Source organism: Rathayibacter sp. CAU 1779, from assembly GCF_054551755.1.
In genome coordinates, this window is sequence record NZ_JBTOLK010000001.1 from 483,898 (window position 1) to 505,567 (window position 21,670).

A 21,670-nucleotide genomic window follows, 5' to 3' on the forward strand; every position below is an offset into this window, starting at 1 on the left:
GAAGCAGATCTCCGGTTCTCGCTGCGTCCTCCGGTCCTCGCAACGCGTCGGTGGCGTGCATTCGCAACGCGTCGATGGCGTGCATTCGCAACGTGTCGGAGGACGCGACTACCCTCGTGCACGTGACCCACCGGCTCACCCGCGACGAGGCGCGGCGCATCATCGTGCGCGCCCAGCTGCTCGACGCCGCGCGCCCGGGCGATGTGGTGGAGGTGGCCGAGCAGCTCGGCACAATCAGCATCGATCCGACCGCGACGATCGCGCCGGCAGAGCACACCATCCTCTGGTCGCGCATCGGCTGGTCATACGAGGCAGGCCAGCTGAAGAAGGCCGTCGAGATGGACCGCGCGCTGTTCGAGTTCGACGGCGCGTTCCGACCGATCGACCTGCTGCCGCTCATGCTGCCCTGGATGCGCACGCGGCCACTGCGCGACAGCACGAAAGAGTGGATCGCCGCGAACGAGAAGTTCCGCGACGACGTGGTCGCTCGGCTGCGCGCCGAGGGTCCGCTGCTCGCCTCTGAGATCCCCGACACCGCGGCAGTGGCGCGGGATTCCGAGGCGGGCTGGTACGGCCCCAACCAGGTGCCGCGCATGCTCGACTTTCTGGCGCGCACCGGTCAGATCGGCATCGTGCGCAGGGAGGGACGTCACCGCGTCTGGGACATCGCCGAGCGCGCCTTCCCAGCCGATCTGCCCGAGTACGAGCCGGAGGAGGCGAAACGGATGCTCGACGAACGCCGGTTGCAGGCCGCCGGCATCGCGAAGCAGAAGTCGCCGTGGACTCCGGTCGGTGAGGCAGGCGAGCCAGCGGTGATCGAGGGATCCAACCGCAAGTACCGCGTGGATCCGCGTGCCATCGCCGCCCTCGACGACGAGACGGACGGCCGGGTCGCGTTCCTCAGCCCGTACGACGGCATGCTGTTCGACCGGCCGCGGCTGCGCGAGATCTTCGACTTCGAGTATGTGCTGGAGCAGTTCAAGCCGAAGGCGCAGCGCAGATTCGGATACTTCGCACATCCCGTCCTCATCGGCGACGTCTTCATGGGCATGCTCGACGCCGCCGTCGACCGCGAGAACGAGGTCCTGCGGGTGGACGCGGTGCACGAGCTCGTCCCGTTCGAGCCGGAGGAAGACGAGATGGTGCGCGCCGAGATCGCGGATCTCGGCGAGTGGCTCGGCGTGCGCGTCGCGGAGTTCTGACCGCGGCGCCCCACCGCAGGTACCGCTGGTGTCAGCAGTGCCAGCGGTGCCAAGCGTGCTGCGCTATTCCGCGAGAGCCGCCGCGAACTCCTCGACCGCCCAGTCCAGGTCGGCCTCTTCGACGATGAGCGGCGGCGCAAAGCGGATCGTCGCCCCGTGCGTGTCCTTCACGAGGATGCCGCGACGCAGCATCCGCTCGGCGAGCTCGCGTCCCGATCCGATCGAGGGATCCACATCCACGCCGGCCCACAGGCCGGCCCCGCGAACCGCGGTCACGCCATGGCCGACGAGCTCCTCGAGCCGTCCGCGAAGGTGCTCGCCCAGCTCGCGGGCGCGACGTTGCGGATCGCCCGTGGCGAGCATCCGGATCACTTCGATGCCGACGGCACACGCCAGCGGATTGCCGCCGAACGTGGAGCCGTGCTCACCAGGGGCGATCACACCGAGCACGTCGCGGTCCGCGACGACCGCTGAGACCGGCATGATGCCGCCGCCGAGTGCCTTGCCGAGCAGGTACACGTCGGGGACGACGTCCCACAACGAGCACGCGAACGTCTCGCCGACACGTCCGAGTCCGGACTGCACCTCGTCGGCCACCAGCAGCACGCGATTCTCCGTGCAGAGGCGACGAAGCTCCGGAAGGAAGTCGTCCGGCGGCACGATGACGCCGGCCTCGCCCTGGATCGGCTCGACCAGAACGGCGACCGTGTTCTCGTCGATCGCCGACGCGACCGCCGCCGCGTCGCCGTACGGAACCGAGCGGAATCCGGGGGTGAAGGGACCGAAGCCGTCGCGGGCTTCCGGATCGTCGCTGAAGCCCACGATCGTGGTGGTGCGCCCGTGGAAGTTGCCGGTGAAGACCACGATGTTCGCGGCATCCGGCGCGACGCCCTTCACCCGGTAACCCCATGCGCGCGCCACCTTGATGCCGGTCTCGACGGCCTCGGCTCCCGTGTTCATCGGCAGCACCATGTCTTTGCCGGCGAGCGCGGCCAGCTCGGCCACGAACGGGCCGAGCAGGTCGTGGTGGAAGGCACGGCTGGTGAGGGTGATGCGGTCGAGCTGATCCTTGGCAGCTGCCACGAGCCGCGGATTCGAGTGCCCGAAGTTCACGGCCGAGTAGGCGGCCAGACAGTCCAGGTAGCGGTTGCCGTCCACGTCGGTGACCCACGCGCCCTCGCCGGAGGCGATCACCACGGGCAGCGGCGCGTAGTTGTGCGCGGCGTGCTCGTCCTCGAGCCGGAGCAGCCGCTTCGCTTCGTCGCCGGTCGAACCGCGGTCGTCGGCGGCTGAGCTTGGGCCGCCCTGAGCCTGTCGAAGGGTCGAAACCCGCGACGCTGATGAGCTGGTTCCGACCGCTTCATCCAACGGTGTCGTCTGTGCGGGATCGCGTCCGCTCAGCGGCGCAGTTCCAGAGTGCAGCATTTCACGCCTCCCCCGCCGAGCAGGAGCTCGGACAGATCGACTCCGATCGGGTTGTATCCGCGTTCGCGCAGCTGCTTCTCGAACCCGACAGCACGCTTCGCGATGACGATGTTGTAACCATCGGAGATGGAGTTGAGACCGAGGATGCCTGCGTCCTCTTCGCTCACGATGATGGCGTCCGGATACAGCGCCTCGAGCGTGCGGCGGCTCGCATCGTCGAACGCCGCTGGCACGTACGCGATGTTCGCGTTCTCGTCGTCCTCGAGCGGATCGAGCACGGAGATCGCCGTGTCCAGGTGATAGAAGCGCGGATCCACGAGCGTGAGGCTGACCACCTCGCGGCCGTAGATGCGGGCGAGCTCAGCGTGGCTCTCGACGGTGCTGCGGAATCCGGTGCCGGCCAGGATGCGCGGCCCGACGAGGAGGATGTCGCCCTCACCCTCGTTCACGCGCTCCGGCTCGACGACCTCGAACCCGTTGTCCGCGAACCAGTGCATGAACGCCGGGCCTTCAGGCGCCCGCTGCGGATACGCGAACAGGGCGCCGTACGCGACGCCTCCGATGACGAATCCGCCGTTGGCCGTGTAGACCATGTCGGGCAATCCCTCGAGCGGATCGATGAGGTACACGTCATGCCCGAGGCCGACGAACGTGTCATAGAGAGTCGTCCACTGCTCGACCGCCTTGGCCGTGTCCGTGGGATCCTGCGGATGCATCCACGGGTTGATCCGGTAGCTCACCGTGAAGTGCTCAGGTCGGCACATCAGATAGGTTCGGTGAGACGGTACGAGGTGCTGCACGGGTGCCTTCGAGGTCGCAGCGCCTGCGCCGGGCTCGGACGCGGAATCCGTCGCGGATGCCGTCGCGGCAGACGATCCGTTGCGGTGGCGCGTGTCGGTGGAGTCCAGTGCGGTCATGCTTCCCAGTGTCGCACCGGGATCTTGCGCGGTGTGTGGCATCTGCTGCACGAATCGTGCGCAGTTGATCATTCGGACGCAACGGATCGCCCTAGAATGACGCCGTGGACAACCTGGATCGGAACATCATCGACCTCCTGCGCGAGAACTCCCGCGCGTCGTACGGCGACATCGGCTCGCGTGTCGGTCTGTCCGCATCCGCCGTGAAGCGCCGCATCGATCGCCTGGTCGCCGATGGCGTGATCCGCGGGTTCACTATCAACGTCGATCCGACCATCGACGGCATGAGCACCGAGGCATACGTCGAGCTGTTCTGCCGCGGCACGGTCTCGCCGAGCGAGCTGCAGCGCATCCTCTCGGCCGTGCCCGAGGTGGCGGAGGCGTGCACGGTGTCGGGCAGCGCGGACGCGATTCTGCGCATCCGCTCCCGCGACATCCCGAGCCTCGAGGCCGCACTCGAACGGGTGCGCGTTGCGCCCAGTGTCGATCACACGCGCAGCGCGATCGTGCTCTCTCGTCTCGTGCACCGCGATCTCGACTGACGGCGATGGCCCGTAGAGCCTGAGTGAGTCCATAGCATTCGCTCTCGACGTGCCCAGCGCTCTCTGTGACGATTGGGGCGTGGACGATACGACTGCACGCCTCCTCGTGGTGGAGGACGACCCCGACATGGCCCGACTGCTGCGGCGCGGATTGGCGGCCGAAGGCTACGACGTGCTCTCGGTGGACAACGGCGTCGACGCTCTGATCACGCTGCGGGACAACACCGTCGACGCCCTTGCCGTCGACGTGATGCTTCCCGGCATGAGCGGATTCGAGTTGTGCCGACGCGTGCGCGAGTCGGGCCGGACCATGCCGATCCTGCTGCTGACCGCAAGGGATGCCGTCGAAGACCGCGTCTTCGGCCTCGACTCCGGCGCGGACGACTACCTCACCAAGCCCTTCGCCTTCGCGGAGCTCGCCGCACGGCTGCGTGCGCTGCTGCGGCGGGATGCCTCGGCCAAGCCGACCCTGAAGGTGGGCGGCCTCACAATCGATTCGCTCGAGCACAAGGCCACGGTCGACGGCAGGCAGGTCGCGTTCAGCCCGCGCGAGTTCTCCCTGGTGCGGCTTCTGGCACTGCACGCCGGCGAGATGGTGACGCGCGCCGACATCCTCGACGACATCTGGGGCGGCCACGAGCACATCGACCAGAACGTGCTCGACCAGTACGTGTCGTACGTGCGTCGCAAGCTCGACGCCTCATCGACCGGACTCCGGATCGCGACTGTGCGCGGACTGGGCTACCGACTGGAGACCGTCGATCCCGTGGAAGCCGCTCAGCGGTCTGCCGACAAGAGTTCGGGAGCGTCGGACACCGCAGCGTCTGACGCGTCCAGGCCCGCCGACACCTCGGCGTCGTCGGAAGCGTCCGGAACTGCGGATGTTTCGGGTGACGGCCCCCGGGATCCCGCGCCGGCCGAGCCGGACCGGTGAACTGGATCCGATCCCTTTCAGGCCGTCTCTCCATCACGGCCCGGATCGCGGTCGGCAGCCTGATCATCGCCGTCCTCGTCGGCGTGGTCGCCGTTGTCGGGATCCGGCTGGGCGTCAACGCCATCCTGAACAATGCGACGCTGACGGTGCTGCGGCACGACGCCGAGCCGTTCGAAGAGCAGCTGCAGCGCCACGCCACCGACATCGACGCCGCTCCTGGTGACGGTCAATACGTTGCTCTGATCTCGCCGGCCGGCGATGTGCGCATCTCCAGTCTTCCGAAGTCGCTGCGTCCATACGGCAAGGCGCCTCGCGAGGAGACCGAGACCATCACTCGTGTCAAGACCCCCAAGACCGAATACATCGTGCGCGTCGCACCCGTCGAGACGGCGGCGGGTGTCTGGTACGTCGTCACGGCCCGCAACGAGGACGCCAATCAGCTCGTGCTCGACAAGCTGAGTGCCGCGCTGATCGTGGGTGCCGTGATCCTGGTCGGATGCTTCACGCTCGCCTCGTACATCCTGGCCCGCACGGCATTGCGCCCGGTGAATGTGATGCGACGGCAGGCCGACGCGATCTCGCGCAGGCAGACCGACGGTTACCTGCGCGATGGAGGCGAACGCGCCTCCATGGCCGCCAGGCCGCCGGGGGGCCATCCGCGTCCGATGCGCTGGAGGAGGACGGGATCCGACGCTGCGGCGGGCGCGGATGTCGCCCGCGGAGCCGACGCGAGCGGAGAACTGTTGGAGGTGCCGCCGGTTCGCGATGAGCTCGCGGCCCTCGCCGTGACGCTGAACGGTCTGATCGAGGCGTTGCGGGCATCCGCCGACCGCGAGAAGCAACTCGTCTCTGACGCCAGCCACGAGCTGCGGACCCCCCTCGCCGTGCTGCGCGGAGAGCTGGAACTGGCCGAACTGGACTCCGGAGACGCGGATGCGCTGCTCGACGATATACGCCAGGCGCAGCAGACCGTGCTCCGGCTCTCCACTCTCGCGACGAACCTGCTCGAGCTCTCCAGGATCGACGCGCACGGCACGCGCGGATCGTCGAGCTGGAGCGAACTCGAGGACGAGCTCGCCGCCGCGATTGACCGCATGCGTCAGGCGTCGGTGGTGCAGGGCGTCGACTGTGTCATCGACTTCGAGGTGTCGGCCGAGAGCACGGATCACGGAACGATCGCGATGTCGACGCAGGATTTCGGCCGCATCGTGGACAACCTCATCGCGAACGCCATCAAGGCCGTCGGCAGCGACAGGGGCGCCGGAACCATCACGGCACGCCTCTCACGGGATGACGCCGCCGTACGTCTCACCATCGTCGACGACGGTCCGGGCATGCCGCCGGACTTCGTCCCGATCGCGCTCGATCGCTTCACCCGGGTGGACGAGGCTCGCAACACGACGACGGGCAGCGGGCTCGGACTCGCGATCGTCGCGGGGCTCGTGCACACGGCCGCGGGAGACATCCGACTGTTCCCGTCGGCGGGCGGCGGACTCACCGTCGAGCTCACGCTGCCGGTCACCGTCGCACCGGGAGACGATCCCGAAGCTTCCGACGCACTCGGAGTGCCGGATGAAGCCGCAGCATCGGATGAAGCCGCATCGCCGGGAGAGCTCCCAACGACAGAAGCGCCGCCAGCGGCCGGAGGGCTCACGGCGCACGATGCGTCAGCGGCAGGAGAGGCCCTCGCACCGCCGAACGACACCGTCGAGTGAGCCGACGCGTCGAACGCGCGGAGTGAGCTCGCGACGTGAGCTCCCGGTGAGCGCCGGGTGAGCGCCGGGTGAGCTCGCGGTGAGCGCCTCGTGAGCTCGTGATGTGAGTTCGCGACGTCAGCTAATGGTGAGCGCAGGGTGAGCTCGCTGGGTGATCCGGGCCATGGCTCCAGGCAGCGCCCCGGCGCGAAGCTACATTTGCCGTCATGGGGTTCGACGCGACGGTCTACGTCCTTGCCGCGCTGCTCGGTGCGTCCCTCGGCGGCATCATCACGTTCGCCGTGTCTGCCAGGGGTGCACGGCGCGAGAGACGCGCGCGCTACGGGGAGTCCCTGCTGACAGCGCTGACGGCGGCGGAGCGCCGACTCGCTTCGGCGACCCATGCCGACGATGAGGGCGAGCACCTGAACGGGTCGATCCTGCTGCGCGAGGAGGCCGTTGCCGCGTGGTCATTCGTCGAGCTCGCCTCGACGCTGGAGACGCCGGCCGGGCGCAAGGCGATGCGTGCCTGGGGCGAGCAGCTGTACGACTGCCTCTCCCGAGGCGCAGCGGATGACGCGCAATTGGGCTGGCTCGTCCATCGTCTCGACCTCGCGGTGTATCTGACGATCGCCTGGACCGCCGGATACGCGACCGGTCACGACTTCGCCCTCCCGGGCGCCGAGGTCGCGAAGAGGTTCGCACCCGCGCTGCGCGCGCACGACCTGCCCGACTACGGCGAGCGTCCGGCCTGACTCCCGCCGTTCCGCCCGGGGCCGCGCGATTCGTCCGATCCGAGTGCCGGATCCGGACGGGCCGGCCGGTCGATCAGTTCGGCAGGATGCGCCCGAAGTGGTACCCGATGCCCGACCAGGTGGAGAGGGAGACGATCCGCACCGGGATGCCGTAATCCGGGGCCTCGATGATCATGCCGCCGCCGAGGTAGATGGCGACGTGCTCCTCGTCGTTGAAGAAGACGAGGTCTCCTGGCTGGGCGTCGGTCTCAGCGATCGTGGTGGCCACGGCATCCTGCGACGGCACGTAGTGCGCAAGGGAGATGCCCGCCGCCGCGTACGAGACCATGGTGAGGCCCGAGCAGTCGATGCCGTCGTGAGACGAGCCGCCGAGTTCGTAGGGGTCGCCGAGGTAGGTGAGTGCGGTCTCGACGATCGCCTCGCGCGCGCCGCCGTGCTGGAGCGCCTCGGCGAGCGCGATGGCCACCTCGGCGCCGTTCGGGCCGGATTCGGCGGCCACGATGCCGGCGATGGCTCCCGCGACGTAGTTCTCTGTCTGCAGCGAGCTGCCGTTGACCGAGGCGGAGACCTGCAGCTTCTGGGCGATCAGCTTCGAGTTGCTGGCGATCGTCGCCTGCAACTGGTCGGGCGTGAGGGTCTCGGCGGCGTTCGCCGGCGCGGCGAACATCAGCCCTGGGATCAGCGCGAGCACGGCGCCTCCGGCGATCGCCGCCGATCTGCGGGATGACCGCGCGCGGTGAGCAGGAGCCCCCGGCATGCGTCCACCCGGCTGGTCGCCGACGGCGTTGTTCCGAGGACGGAACCCGTGCACGCCCGCCGCGGATGCGCCACCACCCGAGCCCTCGACGCGGTCGACCTGCTCGGCGAGCCCGGCGGCCGGTTGCTCGTCGTCGACGGGGTGCGCCGCGCGAGCGCTCCGATCACGCTTCCACTGGTCGGTGCGGGCGGGCCGGGCAACGTCGCCGGAACCACGCTGCGCCAACTGCTCGCGGGCGTCGCTGAAGCCCTGGGATGCGGCGAAAGCCGTGGGTCGCGCGCTGGGACGAGGGTCCGTCAGGTGATCGGCAGGGCTACCGCCGGCCCCGACCTCCGCACCGAGTCCGAGAACCTGATCGAAGTCGACGGGCCGCTCGGAGATCGGCTGTCCAACGGGAGGGAGGTTTGCGTCGCCGTCGCGAGCCGAAGTGCCATCCCCCTCGGTACGCGACGCCGCTGCCGACCCGGCGAGCGGTGCTGCCGACCCGGCGAGCGGCGTTGCCGGGGCGGAGGACTCCGCAGACTCCGCTGCGGCTCGGGCCGCCTCCCGCAGCGCGCGACGAGAAGGCAGCACCGCGGGGGCGGGTGCCGGCGCCAGCGCCGGCGTCCGGATCTGAGCTGCAGTCGGCGCCGGTGTCGGCTGTACCGTCGGCGCCGGTGTCGGTGTCGGTGTCGGCAGTGCAGTCGGCACCGAAGTCAACGGTTGAGCCGACGCCGCAGGCGCCGCCGGCTGCGGGTCCTGGATCGGCTGCGGCGACGCGGAATCCTGAGATGCCGTCTGCGCGGCACGCTCCCGTTCGCGAGCCTCGCGGCGCGACAGTCCGGCGGTGGCAACGGCGCTCAGCCGACGCGGCTCACCGGCGGGCCCGGGGGCCGCGGTCGGAGCGGCCGGCGCCGCTGCGCCCGCAGACGCGAAGGGAGCCGAAGGACGCACGGACACCGGCTGAGCGGCTGACGCGGGGTGAACCGCCGGCCCGTGCCGAACGGCCTCTGTGGGCTGGCCGGCAGCCGCCGACCGAGAGGCGGATGTCGGCTGAGCGGTGGACGCGTTGTGGTCAGGGGACGCCCGAGGACGGAACGCAGCATCCTGCGGCGCCGATGTCGGGTGCGGCGCCGATGGCTGAGCCGGGGTCGTCGGCCACATCGAGGCAGGCGGGAACATCGCGACAGGCCGCTGAGGCGGGGTGTGTTCGGGGGTACCGGGTTCCTCTGCGGTGGGCACAAGCGGGTTCGCGGAGCGCGGAGCCGGCATGGGCGGGGCCGGTGCCGGGTCGGGCTCGGCGGCATCCGCTTCGAAGAGGCCCGCAAAGAGATTCAGGCCCGACGCGTCATCGGACGAGTCGCCGGAACGGTCGTCATCTGCCGACGAGCGGCCGGATCCGGCCGCCGCTGCTCTCCGACCCATGCGCTCCCAGCCTGCTCCTCTTTCCGCACGCGGGGTACGGACGACATGACTTCCGTGTCCCCCAAAATGCGGACGGCTGAGCCGACCACGTTCCACACTAACGGATCGTCTTCGAGGCGCAACTGCAGACATCCGCGGGTCAGGCGACGCTGCGACCGGAGACGCACCGTCGCGGGCTGCCGTAGAGGCGGATGCGTGGGAAAAGGTCCAGGAAACGCCGATGGCGGGACCACGTGGGTCCCGCCATCGCTCCTGTCCGAGTTCTCAGACCCGTGATCTCAGATCAGGCGCGTGAAGTGGTACGGGATGCTCGCCCAATCGGTGAGCGGGTCGAGCTCGACGTTGCGTCCCTCGGTCGGCGCGTGCAGGACCATGCCGTTGCCCATGTACATGCCGACGTGGTCCTCGTCGTCCCAGACCACGAGGTCGCCTGGCCGCGCGTCGGCGGCGGAGATCCGGGAGCCGACGGAATCCTGCGTCGGAACATAGTGCGCGAGACCGACGCCGGCGGCCGCATACGCCACCATCGTGAGGCCCGAGCAGTCGATGCCGCTGTGCGATGCCCCACCCAGCACGTAGGGCGTGCCGAGGTAGCTCATCGCAGTCGAGACGATCGCGGCACGTGCACTCGGGTTGCCCGTGGTGATGAGCTGCTGCGCCATCGCCTGGTCGATGCCGTACTGGCTCTGCAGGTTGGCGACCACGTCGACCGTGGCGAACGTGTCCTGCACCACGGCGGGCGTCGTCACATCGGCTGCGACGTCGAGGTGCTGAACATCGCCGTGCGAAGCGGCGTTGAGGATGGCGGTGCGCAGGGCCACCTGCTGCACCTGCGCAGTTGTGACGTGCTTCGTGGAGGCGGTCATGGTCTGCTGAACCGTCTCGGCGTGGGCCGCATACGACGGCAGCGCCGTCGTCAGGCTGGCGATCAGGCCGAAGGAGATGCCGGCTACCGCGAGGGTCACGAGGCGGCGACGCGGCATCCGGCCGGGAAGTGCGACGGCAACGGCGAGGTGGGCGGCTTCGCGCCGGCGGATGCCGAACGCATTGCGGATGCCCGCGACCGCCGGGCGCAGTCCGGTCGCCATGGCGGAGCGTCCGCGGGCGACGACGGTGTTCAGGTTTTCGTACGTAAAGGAGGGGAGGCGCATAAGTCGGGTACCTAGAGGACGGCCCGCACGTACTGCGGCCGCCGTTTTCGTTCGGGAGCAAAACAAAAGGCCGGTTTCGCCCGGCCGGGTTCCAACGTAGGCGTGGGCGTGCGAGGACCGCCCAGCGGGCACCCAGGTTCTCAAGTAGCCGATCAGGGGCCATTTCTGCGGATCACCGACGCGTCGATCGCCGTCCGCAACAGCGCTTGCCGCGCGGTACGACGCCGCGTGTTCCGCATGCTGACGCGGATCCGCCGACACTCACTACGACACGCGTATGCACCAAAAGCTGGTCGATCGACCAACTTCCCCGCGCCGATCCGGACCGATAGCGGCCCCGCGACTACTGACTCTCTGTCAGGAAATCGTCAGCCCCTCTTGCGGGCCGTGCCAGGTTCGGCGACCGACTTCCCGTCGTCCGAACTGCAGAATTGGCTCTTCTCGCGCCTGGGAACAGCCATTTGTGCAGTTCGATCAGGGTGACGGACCACAGCTCGCCATGCCGGGTTCGTCCGTTGCGGTGTCCTCGGAATTCCTCCAACGATCGCGAGATCTCGTCTGACGGGCGGAAAATGCCCCTCCTCGCCGCAGACCCTGCCGCCGCGCCCCTTTGGCGGCCGCCCAACGCCCGCGAGATCCCGTTTGGAGGGCAGAAAGTGCTCTTCGCTGCTCAACGGAGCGCGTCTTTCGCCCTTCACACGAGCGGGCGCGCGGCCGCTGCAGGCCGGGACGCCGACCGTTCAGAGGATGTCTGCCGTCAGAGCCGTCGGGCTCCCGAAGCGGTGGTTCGTGATGGAGATGGCCTGTTCGCGCAGGAACGGCAGCAGTTCGACGCGCCCGGATGCTGTCACCGGCCCCGAGAACACGGCCACGTCGATCCGGTCCCCGAGCGCCTGCGCGAGCGCCGAGGCGTCGCCGCCGATGAGCCGAATCCGCTCCGTCGGCCGTGACTCCGGGTCGACGGCAGCACCCGAGGTGTACACGCGCTGCAGCCACGCGGCATCGGATTCCACGACATCCGCGGTTCCGATCTCGTGCAGCGCCTCGCGCATGGGACGCGGCAGCCGTGTCGGCGTGCTCAGGTCGAAGCGTCCACGCACGAGAGCCGCCGCCGCGAGCACGCGTAGCAGCGCCGGGATGCCGACGCCCTCGCTCAGCCGGATGCTCACCGATGCCGACCGGTAGCGGAACAGGTTGCGCTCGACGCCGAGGTCCGCGGCATCCCGCGTCACGCCGAACTCGTTCGCCCATGCGATCGCGTCACTGAGCGCCGAGCGGCGCACCAGGTCGAACTCCTCGTAGCTCATCGACGGCTGGCCGGCCTCGATGATCCGGGTGACCCGTGAGTCGAGACCGCGCAGGTGCAGGCTGGAGCTGGATGCGCCGGCATCCCCGACCCAGCTGCCGAGCCCGAACAGATAGTTGGGTCCGCCCGCCTTGTGTCCGGCCCCCACCGATGAGCGCTTCCAGCCGCCGAACGGCTGACGTTGCACGATCGCACCGGTGATGCCGCGGTTCACGTACAGGTTGCCGGCCTCGACGGCGGAGGTCCAGTACTCGATCTCGTCGGGATCCAACGAGTGCAGGCCGGCGGTGAGTCCGTAGTCGACGGCGTTCTGCCATTCGACCGCCTGCTCGAGGGTGCGGGCGTGCATGACGCCGAGCACCGGTCCGAAGAACTCGGTCTGGTGGAAACGGGATCCGGGCTGCACGCCCGTGCGGATCCCCGGCGACCACAGGCGTCCGGTGTCGTCCAGGCTGCGAGGCGTGACGAGCCACTCCTCGCCCTCCTCGAGCTGCGTGAGCGCCCAGGCGAGCTTGCCGCGTGCCGGCTCGATGAGCGGACCCATCCAGCTCACCGGCTGCTCCGGCCAGCCGACGTAGACGCTCTCCGCGGCGTCGGCGAGCTGGTCGAGGAAGCGGTGGGAGGATCCCATCGACCCGACCAGGATGACCAGGCTCGCCGCCGAGCACTTCTGGCCGGCGTTCGAGAAGGCACTCTTCACGACATCAGCGACGGCCAGGTCCACGTCGGCACTCGGCGTGACGATGATCGCGTTCTTGCCACTCGTCTCGGCGAGGAGCGGCAGGTCGGGACGCCAACTCTTGAACAGCTTCGCCGTGTCGTAGGCGCCGGTCAGGATGACGCGATCCACACGCGGATTCGCGATCAATGCCTGGCCGAGCGCGCCCTCCTCGACGTCGGCGAGCACGAGGAGGTCGCGTGAGATGCCCGCCTCCCAGAAGCACTCGGCGAGCACAGCGGCACACCGTCTGGCCTGCGGCGCCGGCTTGAGCACGACACCGCTGCCCGCGGCGAGCGGACCGAGCACGCTGCCCGCAGGGATGGACACCGGGAAGTTCCACGGCGGCGTCACGACGGTGAGCTGCGACGGCACGAACCGGGCGCCCTGCACCGTGTCGAGCTCCCGGGCGAGCGCCGCGTAGTAGTGCGCGAAGTCGACGGCCTCGCTGACCTCGGGATCCGCCTCCGCGATCGTCTTGCCCGTCTCCGAGGCCATGACCTCGATCAGGCGGTCGCGATTCGCGGAGAGTGCCAGGCCGACCCGGTCGAGGGCCGCCGCGCGGGCGCTTCCGGAGATGGAGCCCCACTGCGCACCGGTCGCCTGCACGCCGGCGAGCAGGTGGTCGAGCATCCGCTCGTCGTCGACGCGCGAACGCGCCAGCGTCTGCTCGCCGGCCGTCGACGCGGGAACGGATGCCAGGATGCGGCGTCCCCACGCCCGGTTCGGCGGCAGCGCGGGGTCGGTGTCGGATTCATTGCGGAAGCCGTGGTCCAGCGTGGCCGCGGCGGTGTCAGAGCCCGCTGAGGAGCCGGATGTCCCACCCGAGCTCCCTGAGCCGGCAGCAGGTGAGTCGAAGGTCACACCCTCCGCCGCCCCCTGCGTCGGTGTGGGCGCGGTCTCGGCACGCAGAGCCTCGCGCCGGGTCAAGGGTGCCGCAGCCAGCCCTTCGACTCCCCCAGACGGATCGGGATCGGAGAGCGGAACCACACCTGTGGTCGGGAAGAACCCGCTGCCTCGATGGATCCGGTCCAGCCCCAGCACGACGCCCGTGAGGCCCTCCTCGAGCGCCTCTGCTGCCGGATCGACGGGTGCCGGACGCGGGTGGAACAGCGTCGTCGGATCCGACTCCACCCATTCGCGCGCACGGTCCTGCCGCCGGTTCGGCAGCGGCGCGAGTCCGCGCGGACCCTCCTCCGCCTCGAGTTCGGCCAGCGATGCGAGGAATCGTGCCTTCTCGCGTTCGAACAGATCCGGCTGTTCCGTGAGCTCGAAGGCCGCGGAGAGGAAGTCCTCGTCGGCCGCGTTCTCCTGCAGCCGCCGCATCAGATACGAGATGGCGACGTCGAAGTGTCGCGGGTGCACGACGGGCGCGTAGAGCAACAGGCCGCCGACCGTGCCCGCCACGGCATCCGCCTGCCTCGTCGCCATGCCGAGCAGCATCTCGAAGTCGATGCGGTCGTCGACACCGCGGCTGCGGGCGAGCAGCCAGGCGTGCGCGACGTCGAACAGGTTGTGTCCGGCCACACCGATCTTCACCGCGTGCGTGTGCTCGGGCGTGAGCGCCCAGTCGAGCACGCGCTTGTAGTTGGCGTCGGTGTGCACCTTGCCGTCGTAGGTGGCCAGCGGCCAGCCGTGCACGGCGGCATCCACCCGTTCCATGGGGAGGTTGGCGCCCTTCACGATGCGCACCTTGATGGCTGCCCCGCCCGCCGCCCTGCGGTGCAGCGCCCACTCGGTCAGGTCTTGGAGGGCGTCCAGAGCATCGGGCAGGTAGGCCTGCAGCACGATGCCGGCCTCGAGCCCGAGCAGCCGCTGATCGCCGAGCAACCGCTTGAACACCGCGATCGTCAGATCGAGGTCGTGGTACTCCTCCATGTCGAGGTTGATGAACTTACGTCTAGGGGATGCTGCGGCGAACAGATAGAGCGGCGCGAGACGCTGCACCACGCGCGCCACCGACTCGTCGAAGGCCCACATCGACAGCTGGCTCGCCACGCTCGACACCTTGATGGACACGTAGTCCACGTCGTCGCGCTCGAGCAGCTCGCGCGTGCCGGCCCGCCGCGCGTCCGCCTCGTTCTCGCCCAGCACCGCTTCGCCCAGCAGGTTGAGGTTGAGGCGCACACCTCCCCCGGATGCTCCACCCGCCACCCCGCTCCCGTCGCGGAGCCGCGCGATCGCGGTGCCCAGCCGCGCCGGCGTCGCATCCACGATGAGGTGCCCCACCATCGACCGCAGCACGCGACGTGCGATCGGGATGACGATCCACGGGATCGCCGGCGCGATGGCACCACCCACCGCGATCGCGGCGCGCTGGATCCACGGCAGGAAGCGCGGGATCCGGCGTGCAAGCGCGTGCAGGTTCTTCGCCGCAACGTAGACATCCTGTGGACGTGCGACGCCGTCGACGAATCCGACAGCGAAGTCGAGGCCGCGCGGATCGCGCAGCAGCCCGGCCAGCCGTTCCGCCGCCGGATCCCGTCTCGATGCCTCCGGGATCGCGTCCCGTGCGTCCGAGGCCTGCAGCCACGCGCGCACGAGTTCGATCGATCGGATCCCGAGGTCGTCGTCGGGGGTTCCTGGGCCGCCATCGCCAAGGGGACCGCCGGGGGTGCGGATTCCGTTGTCCTGCGCCATGGATCCCAAGACTATTCCGGCACCCTGAACGGGGGCCATCGTCGATGCGGCGTGCGGCGCAACGGATGTGCGCGACGCGTGCCGTGCACGCAACGGTCAGGGCGTCAGCGCCGACTGCTGTGACGACGGCGCGCGATCAGGCGTCCGCGGCGGCCGACGTGGCAGACGCTGCATCAGGGGCGCCTGCCGCGCCCGCCCGCACCGATCGCCGCACGGCAGCGACCCCGATCCCGACCACGACGGACAGGATGATCAGAGCGACCCCGAGCATCCGCCAGCCGGGAACCGTGGCGAGCACGCCGGCGCTCAGCGAACCGATGACCTGGAAACCGTTCGTGATCACCTCCGCGATGGGCTGCACGCGGCCACGTTCGGATGGCCGGTAGGCATCCGTGATCAGGGCGCTTCCGCCGCTGAACGCGAAGTTCCAGCCGACACCGACCGCGAACATGGCCGTGAGGAACGCCCACTCCGCAGTGCTGCACGCCGCGGCGGCACCGGCGACGATCACGAGGATCGCGCCCGCCACCGTGATGGACCGTTCGCCGAACCGGCCGATCACCCGCGCGATCACGAAGCCGGGCGCGAACATGCCGATCATGTGCAGCTGAACCGCGAGCGCGGCATCCGCTTCACTGTGCCCCATGGCCATGCCGGCGATGGGCCCCGCCGTCATCATGGAGGTCATCGACATGGCTGCGAACGACGTGGCCGCCACGCCTGCGATGAGCACCGGCTGGCGCCAGAGCACCCGTCGTGTCCGCGCCGGGACCTCGGCTCCGGATGCCGCTTCCGCGCTTCGTGCGTCGCCCTGCGCTCCGCGGCCGAGCTGGGCCAGCTCCCGAGGCAGCGTCAGATTCCACACCGCAGCGAGCGCCCCGAACAACGCCACGAGCAGATAGCTGGCGACGAACGCCACGGGCAGCAGCCCGCCCACCCAGGTGGCGAGGAACGGGCCGAGGAGCGCCGCGACGAGTCCGCCGGCGAGCACGGTCGTGACGGCGCGAGCGCGCTGGGATCCGGACGCGTCGGCCGCTGCGTACCGGTAGTAGCCGGCGCCCGCCGAATAGGCGCCGATCAGTCCGGTGCCGACGCAGAACAGCCAGAACAGGTCGAGCTGCACGGCAAGGGCCGAGATCAGGCCGGCGAGAACCGCGATGCACGCCACAGACACGAACACCCTGCGGTATCCGAGGCGCCCGATGAAGCGCGAGATGACGAACGTCGTCGCAACGGCGACGATCGGGATGACGCTGTAGGGCACTGTGGCGAGCGCCGTGGTGGGCGCGAGCCGCGATCCGACGATGCCGGTCAGCGTCAGATCGACCGAGCTGCCGAAGACGTACAGGGCCTGGGCGGGGGCGAGGCGGCGGGCGATACGCAGGTGGGGCGCGGCATCCGATCGGGTCGTCGTGGTCGTCATGTGATCACAGTGGCGTGCGACGGCCCTGGTCAGCGAGTGGCAAGAATGCCTATCTCCGCTGGATTCCTGCCATCTCGCCGCGAGGTTCGCGAACGACCGGACGCTCCGCCGCTACCCGACGACCTCGTCCGTTGCGTGCTCGCCGTAGTACGCGGACTGATGCCGCATGAGCTCCGATCGAGGGTCGAACCGCAGAGAATCGAACCGCAGAGAGTCGAACTGCAGAGGCTAGAGCGCTGCCTTCTCCGCCACGAGCGCCGTGACCTGGCTGCACGCACGGAGAACGCCCGAGACTTCGCCGAACGTGTCACGGAGGCAGTCGGCGAAACTGTCTCTGCCCTCCTCGTCGCCGCCGGCGATCCAGCGCTGGAAGGAACGGTGGAACGCCGCGACGCCAAGGTCACCGGCGAGCTCGGCATCCCGGTCCGCGACGCCGCGGCGGCGAAGCGCGGCCGTGATCGCACCGCTCATGGTCGACAGCTTGAGCAGCTCGCGCTCCAGCAGGCTGCCGTCCGCCGCGATCACCGCCGCCCGTTTCGTCGACCACTCGCGCCGCTCGTCGAAGAACGGTGCAGCTGCGGCGAAGCCGTCCGCGACCATCTCGAGCGGGACGGATGCCGTCGACTCTTCGAGTCCACGCACGACCACCTGCTCGAGTTCCTGCGATCCGTCGAAGAGCACCTCGCGCTTGTCGGCGAAGTGCCGGAAGAAGGTGCGCTCCGTCACCCCCGCCCGCGCCGCGATGTCCTGCACCGTCGTCTCGTCGAAACCACGTTCCGCGTACAGGTCGAGAGCGGCGCGCTGCATCCTGCCGCGCGCATCCGGCTCCCACCTGGTCATGGCCTCGATTCTACCGATGTCACAACGTGATGACAGAAACTGACATCAGTGCTAGCGTGATCGATGTCAGCTACTGACATCACACCATCGATGACGCTCGTGTGCCACGGCGCGCGCTCCGGCGCCGCACGGCGGCACGAGCGAGAAGGAGCAGGTCTCATGCGCATCTTCATGACGGGAGCATCCGGCTGGATCGGATCCGGCGTCGTCCCCCATCTGCTGGCGGCGGGCCACGAGGTGACCGGCCTGGCGAGATCGGATGCCTCGGCATCCGCCCTCGAGACCGCCGGCGTGACGCCCGTGCGCGGCGGACTCGACGACCTCGACGTGCTGAGGGCGGGGGCCGCGGCATCCGACGCCGTCATCCACCTCGCCTTCAAACACGATTTCTCGGACTACGCCGCGTCAGGACGCACGGAGCGCGCCGCCCTGGAGACGTTCGCCGACGCCCTGGCCGGCAGCGGGCGAAAGCTCCTCTTCGCCTCGGGCATGGCGGGCGCGGAGAACGGGCGCGCGTTGACCGAGGCCGACCAGTCTCCGTATGTCGGCGCGGAGAGCCTCCGTGGCGGGGCCGAGCGCTTCGCGCTCGATCTCACGGCGCGGGACATCGCGCCCGTCGCCGTGCGTTTCTCGCCGACCGTGCACGGCACGGGCGACCACGGATTCAGCGCCACGTTCGTGCGGATCGCACGCGAGAAAGGCGTGTCCGGCTACATCGGCGACGGATCGCAGCGCTGGGCCGCCGTGCATCGGGACGACGCCGGCCGACTCGTGAGCCTCGCACTGGAGAAGGCGCCGGGTGGGAGCATCCTGCACGCGGCGGCCGAGGAGGGCGTCCCGACGAAGGAGATGGCGGAGGCGATCGGACGGGCGCTCGGCGTCCCCGTCGACTCCGTCGCGCCGGATGACGCACCCGACCGCTTTGGATTCCTGGCCGGGTTCTTCGGTCGTGACATCGCGGCATCCAGCACGGCGACCAGGGAACTCCTCGGCTGGGAGCCGCGTGAGATCGGGCTTCTCCGCGATCTGGAGGAGAACTACGCGGACCGCGCCGTGCAGACGCTGGTGTAGGTGCGACGCACTGAGCGAGCGTTGGCAGTCCAACGGCTGACGCGATGGCTCAGAGAGATCGGGTTCGGGCGTAGCGTCGGATCATGGCCACACGAGAGCACGTTCGTCACGAGATGGCGATCCGTCGACTGACCGTTTCGCACACCCAGCAGCTCACGCCCGCGATGGTGCGCGTCACGCTCATCGGCGATGCGCTGAACGACTTCGCGTCGTCCGGTCCCACGGATCACGTCAAGGTGTTCTTCCCCGACCCGGCGACCGGAGTTCTGACGATTCCCGAAGTGCGGGGTAACGGCATTCATCGGCCGACGGACGGCGTCATCATCTCGCGCGACTACACGCCCCGGCAGTTCCGACCGGCACCGTTCGGCGCCGCCGAGCTCGACCTCGACTTCGTGCTGCACTCTCCGGATGCCGCCCACGGCAACCCGAAGGATCCCGCGGGCGGCGGTCCGGCGTCGGCTTGGGCGGCATCCGCCAAGGCCGGCGACGAGATCGCCGTCGCCGGCCCGCGCGGGTCACGCGAGGCTCCGCGGGATGTCTCCGAGGCCGTTCTCATCGCGGATGAGACCGCACTCCCCTCCCTGACCCGCTGGCTGGACCTGCTGCCGGAGTCCACCCGGATCACGGCACTCCTCGACGTCGCCGACGAAGAGGTGGAGCCGTATCTGTCCGCGGATCAGCTGGCGCGGGGATCCGTCGAATGGCTGTACCGGGAGGACGGACCGGGACAGCTGGAGGAGGCCGTGCGGTCGCTGGAGCTGGGACCGGACGTGTACGTGTGGGCGGCGGGAGAGGCATCCGCTCTGATCCCGGTGCGGCGCTACCTCAGGCACGAGGCCGGGCTGCGGCCCGACCAGCTGGACGTGCAGGGGTACTGGAAGCGCGGGATCGTGAACCGCGACCACCACGAGCCGATCGACCCGTCGGATCCGGACTGAGCGGAACGGTCCTGGCCGGACGGATGGCCGCTAGGGCGAGTCTCTGCGGAACCACCGCCGGCGTCGGGCCCTCTGCGCCTCCTCGGCCGCGCGCTTCTCGTACGCGGCCGCCTCTCGCGCCGCGGCCTCGCGTTCGGCGCGGCGCTGGCGCCAGGCATCCACCTCCGCGTCCACGTCCCGAGTCGGAGTCACGACGGGCGGCCCGCCGAGCAGCTGCCTGCGCGCCTCGATCACGCGCCGGTTGAAGTCCTCGAGCGTCTCGCGCACCTCGGCCTCGCGCCACAGGGCATCGAGACGATCGTCGAGTTCGGCATTCTCGACGCGCAGCGTGAGCGCCGGCGGCCCGAGGCCGCGCAGCTGTTCGGTCTCGATCTTGCGGCGGATCCACCAGTCCTCGTCGAGCGCGCGCCCCAGCCCGGGGAGCGGCTTGCCCGCGCCTGGCAGGTCGTCGAACTCGCCGCGACGGATCGCCTGCTGGATCGCGACCTCGACCATCGCGGCACGCTGCAGGTCGGCCGGCCCGCCGGCACCTGGCCCGAGCTCGGCCGCGTCCTCCGGATCACCGCGGGACGCGCCGGCCGCCTTCTCGAGACGACGGCGCGCTGCCGCCAGTCGTGGATCTTCGGTCATCGATATCCATCAGAACGTGAACAGCTGCCCCAGCACAATCAGGATGATGACGAGAATCGCGACGATCACCCCGAAGACCGCCAGCCACTGCGCCGACAGCTTCGAGATCCCGAAGCCGACGAGGAACGGCAGAGACACGAGCAGCACGGCGAGAATCCACCAGAACGCCGAGTATCCTGCGGCGGACTGTGTGGAGAGGTGCTCGCCGAAGAGCTTGCGCGTCGCCGGATGAGTCGCGTATGCGATCGCGGCCGAGAGCGGGAAGGCGATGATCACGGCAGTGATCACGCCGGCGAGCCATCCCAGCACTCCGCGGCTGACGTGCGTGGTCTCGCGCGACTCGTCGTGGGAACCCTGCTTGCTCTTCGAACTCATGCGCGCAGGCTAGAACGGGCGAATGCGGGCCGCGCGCCCTCCGCCGCAGCTTCACCCGAGCCGTGCGAGGAGTCAGCACGTAGCATCCGATGGTGTCTTCCGAGTCGTCATCAGCCTTCGAACATCCTGCAGCCGCCGGACCTACCGCGTATTTCGAGCGGACCGGGTCATCGACGTTCCGCGCCACGATCGGCGTGCAGGGTGCCTGGAACACGAACGAACAGCACGTCGCCCCAGCGCTGGGGCTCATCGCGCACGTGATCGAACGGGAGCACGCCGCGCGTCGGCCCGACAGGATGCTGCTGGCCCGTGTCTCGTACGACATCCTCGGCGTGCTGCCGATCGAAGAGGTCGAGATCGAGGTGCGGATGCTGCGCCCCGGTCGCACCATCGAGCTCGTCGAGGCCGTGCTGAGCCACGATTCCCGTCCCGCGATCATCGCCCGTGCGTGGTGGATGCGGCGCTCCGACACCGCGTCGATCGCCGGCTCCCCGATCCCCGCGCTCGACCCACACGAGACGTTCGAGCCGTGGAGCGCATCGGCGGACTGGCCCGGAGAGTTCGTCAACACCGTGGAGACGCTGCGACGGCAGGTGGAGCCGGGGCGGGCATCCTTCTGGCTGCGGCCGCGCATCCCGCTGCTCGAGGGCGAGCCGATCTCACCCGTCGCGCGCCTGCTCGGCGTCATCGACATCGCCAACGGGATGACCGTGCGGATGTCGCCCACCCGGGTCGCGTTCCCCAACCTCGACCTCACCGCGCACCTCTTCCGCGAGCCGGTCGGCGAGTGGATCGGCGGGGACACGAGCGTGAGCTTCGGACCGGACGGTGCAGGGCTCACCCACACCATGCTGTTCGACGAGTCCGGACCGCTCGGCGCGTCGAGTCAGTCGTTGACCGTGCGCCCCTGAGTTCCGACCCGCTGCTGGTTGCGGCCCACCGCCG

General features: G+C 69.5%; 17 protein-coding genes. 8 read left to right on the forward strand and 9 right to left on the reverse strand.

Annotated elements, in window-relative coordinates:
* Nucleotides 1-122 precede the first annotated feature (122 nt).
* Nucleotides 123-1,202, forward strand: a complete 1,080-nt coding sequence (locus ACX9R5_RS02075; RefSeq protein WP_459407352.1) for a DNA glycosylase AlkZ-like family protein — start codon at nt 123-125, stop codon at nt 1,200-1,202.
* A 63-nt stretch (nt 1,203-1,265) separates the two neighbouring features.
* Here the strand turns inward: ACX9R5_RS02075 and rocD are convergent, their stop codons facing one another.
* Both rocD and ddaH read right to left on the reverse strand, forming a co-directional pair.
* Complete coding sequence (rocD, locus tag ACX9R5_RS02080; protein ID WP_459407353.1) at nt 1,266-2,627, reverse strand: ornithine--oxo-acid transaminase; 1,362 nt, start codon at nt 2,625-2,627, stop codon at nt 1,266-1,268.
* A complete protein-coding gene (gene ddaH / locus ACX9R5_RS02085) occupies nt 2,600-3,391 on the reverse strand; it encodes a dimethylargininase (RefSeq protein WP_459409011.1) in 792 nt (263 codons plus the stop codon). The genes rocD and ddaH overlap by 28 nt, the downstream gene beginning before the upstream one ends.
* Before the next feature lie 257 nt (nt 3,392-3,648).
* On the opposite strand from ddaH, the gene ACX9R5_RS02090 reads away from it, so the two are divergent.
* From ACX9R5_RS02090 to ACX9R5_RS02105, 4 genes are all read left to right on the forward strand, one after another.
* Nucleotides 3,649-4,086, forward strand: coding sequence for an Lrp/AsnC family transcriptional regulator (locus ACX9R5_RS02090; protein ID WP_459407354.1), 438 nt, complete (start codon nt 3,649-3,651; stop codon nt 4,084-4,086).
* A 79-nt stretch (nt 4,087-4,165) separates the two neighbouring features.
* Complete coding sequence (locus tag ACX9R5_RS02095; protein ID WP_459407355.1) at nt 4,166-5,020, forward strand: response regulator transcription factor; 855 nt, start codon at nt 4,166-4,168, stop codon at nt 5,018-5,020.
* The gene (locus tag ACX9R5_RS02100; protein ID WP_459407356.1) at nt 5,017-6,735 is read left to right on the forward strand and encodes a sensor histidine kinase; all 1,719 of its coding nucleotides are present in this window, start codon (nt 5,017-5,019) and stop codon (nt 6,733-6,735) included. The genes ACX9R5_RS02095 and ACX9R5_RS02100 overlap by 4 nt, the downstream gene beginning before the upstream one ends.
* Before the next feature lie 206 nt (nt 6,736-6,941).
* Entirely contained in the window at nt 6,942-7,469 is a 528-nt protein-coding gene (locus tag ACX9R5_RS02105; RefSeq protein ID WP_459407357.1) for a hypothetical protein, read from the forward strand.
* A 73-nt stretch (nt 7,470-7,542) separates the two neighbouring features.
* Here the strand turns inward: ACX9R5_RS02105 and ACX9R5_RS02110 are convergent, their stop codons facing one another.
* From ACX9R5_RS02110 to ACX9R5_RS02130, 5 genes are all read right to left on the reverse strand, one after another.
* Nucleotides 7,543-8,916: a C40 family peptidase gene (locus tag ACX9R5_RS02110; RefSeq protein ID WP_459407358.1), complete on the reverse strand. Its 1,374-nt coding sequence runs from the start codon at nt 8,914-8,916 to the stop codon at nt 7,543-7,545.
* A 992-nt stretch (nt 8,917-9,908) separates the two neighbouring features.
* Nucleotides 9,909-10,781: a C40 family peptidase gene (locus ACX9R5_RS02115; RefSeq protein WP_459407359.1), complete on the reverse strand. Its 873-nt coding sequence runs from the start codon at nt 10,779-10,781 to the stop codon at nt 9,909-9,911.
* A 740-nt stretch (nt 10,782-11,521) separates the two neighbouring features.
* Complete coding sequence (locus ACX9R5_RS02120) at nt 11,522-15,445, reverse strand: proline dehydrogenase family protein (RefSeq protein ID WP_459407360.1); 3,924 nt, start codon at nt 15,443-15,445, stop codon at nt 11,522-11,524.
* A 136-nt stretch (nt 15,446-15,581) separates the two neighbouring features.
* Nucleotides 15,582-16,868 (reverse strand): MFS transporter, encoded by a 1,287-nt coding sequence (locus tag ACX9R5_RS02125; RefSeq protein ID WP_459407361.1) that lies wholly within the window; start codon nt 16,866-16,868, stop codon nt 15,582-15,584.
* A gap of 228 nt (nt 16,869-17,096) precedes the next feature.
* Nucleotides 17,097-17,708 (reverse strand): TetR/AcrR family transcriptional regulator, encoded by a 612-nt coding sequence (locus tag ACX9R5_RS02130; protein WP_459407362.1) that lies wholly within the window; start codon nt 17,706-17,708, stop codon nt 17,097-17,099.
* Between the two features lie 159 nt (nt 17,709-17,867).
* On the opposite strand from ACX9R5_RS02130, the gene ACX9R5_RS02135 reads away from it, so the two are divergent.
* The gene (locus ACX9R5_RS02135; protein WP_459407363.1) at nt 17,868-18,779 is read left to right on the forward strand and encodes an SDR family oxidoreductase; all 912 of its coding nucleotides are present in this window, start codon (nt 17,868-17,870) and stop codon (nt 18,777-18,779) included.
* Nucleotides 18,780-18,862: 83 nt separating this feature from the next.
* The gene (locus tag ACX9R5_RS02140) at nt 18,863-19,720 is read left to right on the forward strand and encodes a siderophore-interacting protein (protein WP_459407364.1); all 858 of its coding nucleotides are present in this window, start codon (nt 18,863-18,865) and stop codon (nt 19,718-19,720) included.
* A gap of 30 nt (nt 19,721-19,750) precedes the next feature.
* Here ACX9R5_RS02140 and ACX9R5_RS02145 read toward each other — a convergent pair whose 3' ends face one another.
* Together ACX9R5_RS02145 and ACX9R5_RS02150 are read right to left on the reverse strand one after the other, a co-directional pair.
* Complete coding sequence (locus ACX9R5_RS02145; protein ID WP_459407365.1) at nt 19,751-20,350, reverse strand: DnaJ family domain-containing protein; 600 nt, start codon at nt 20,348-20,350, stop codon at nt 19,751-19,753.
* Nucleotides 20,351-20,359: 9 nt separating this feature from the next.
* Nucleotides 20,360-20,725: a hypothetical protein gene (locus tag ACX9R5_RS02150; protein ID WP_459407366.1), complete on the reverse strand. Its 366-nt coding sequence runs from the start codon at nt 20,723-20,725 to the stop codon at nt 20,360-20,362.
* Between the two features lie 92 nt (nt 20,726-20,817).
* Here ACX9R5_RS02150 and ACX9R5_RS02155 point away from each other — a divergent pair, with 92 nt between their 5' ends.
* Nucleotides 20,818-21,636 carry a thioesterase family protein gene (locus ACX9R5_RS02155; RefSeq protein ID WP_459407367.1) on the forward strand — a complete coding sequence of 273 codons (819 nt, stop codon included), beginning with the start codon at nt 20,818-20,820 and terminating at the stop codon, nt 21,634-21,636.
* The last annotated feature ends 34 nt before the right edge of the window (nt 21,637-21,670 follow it).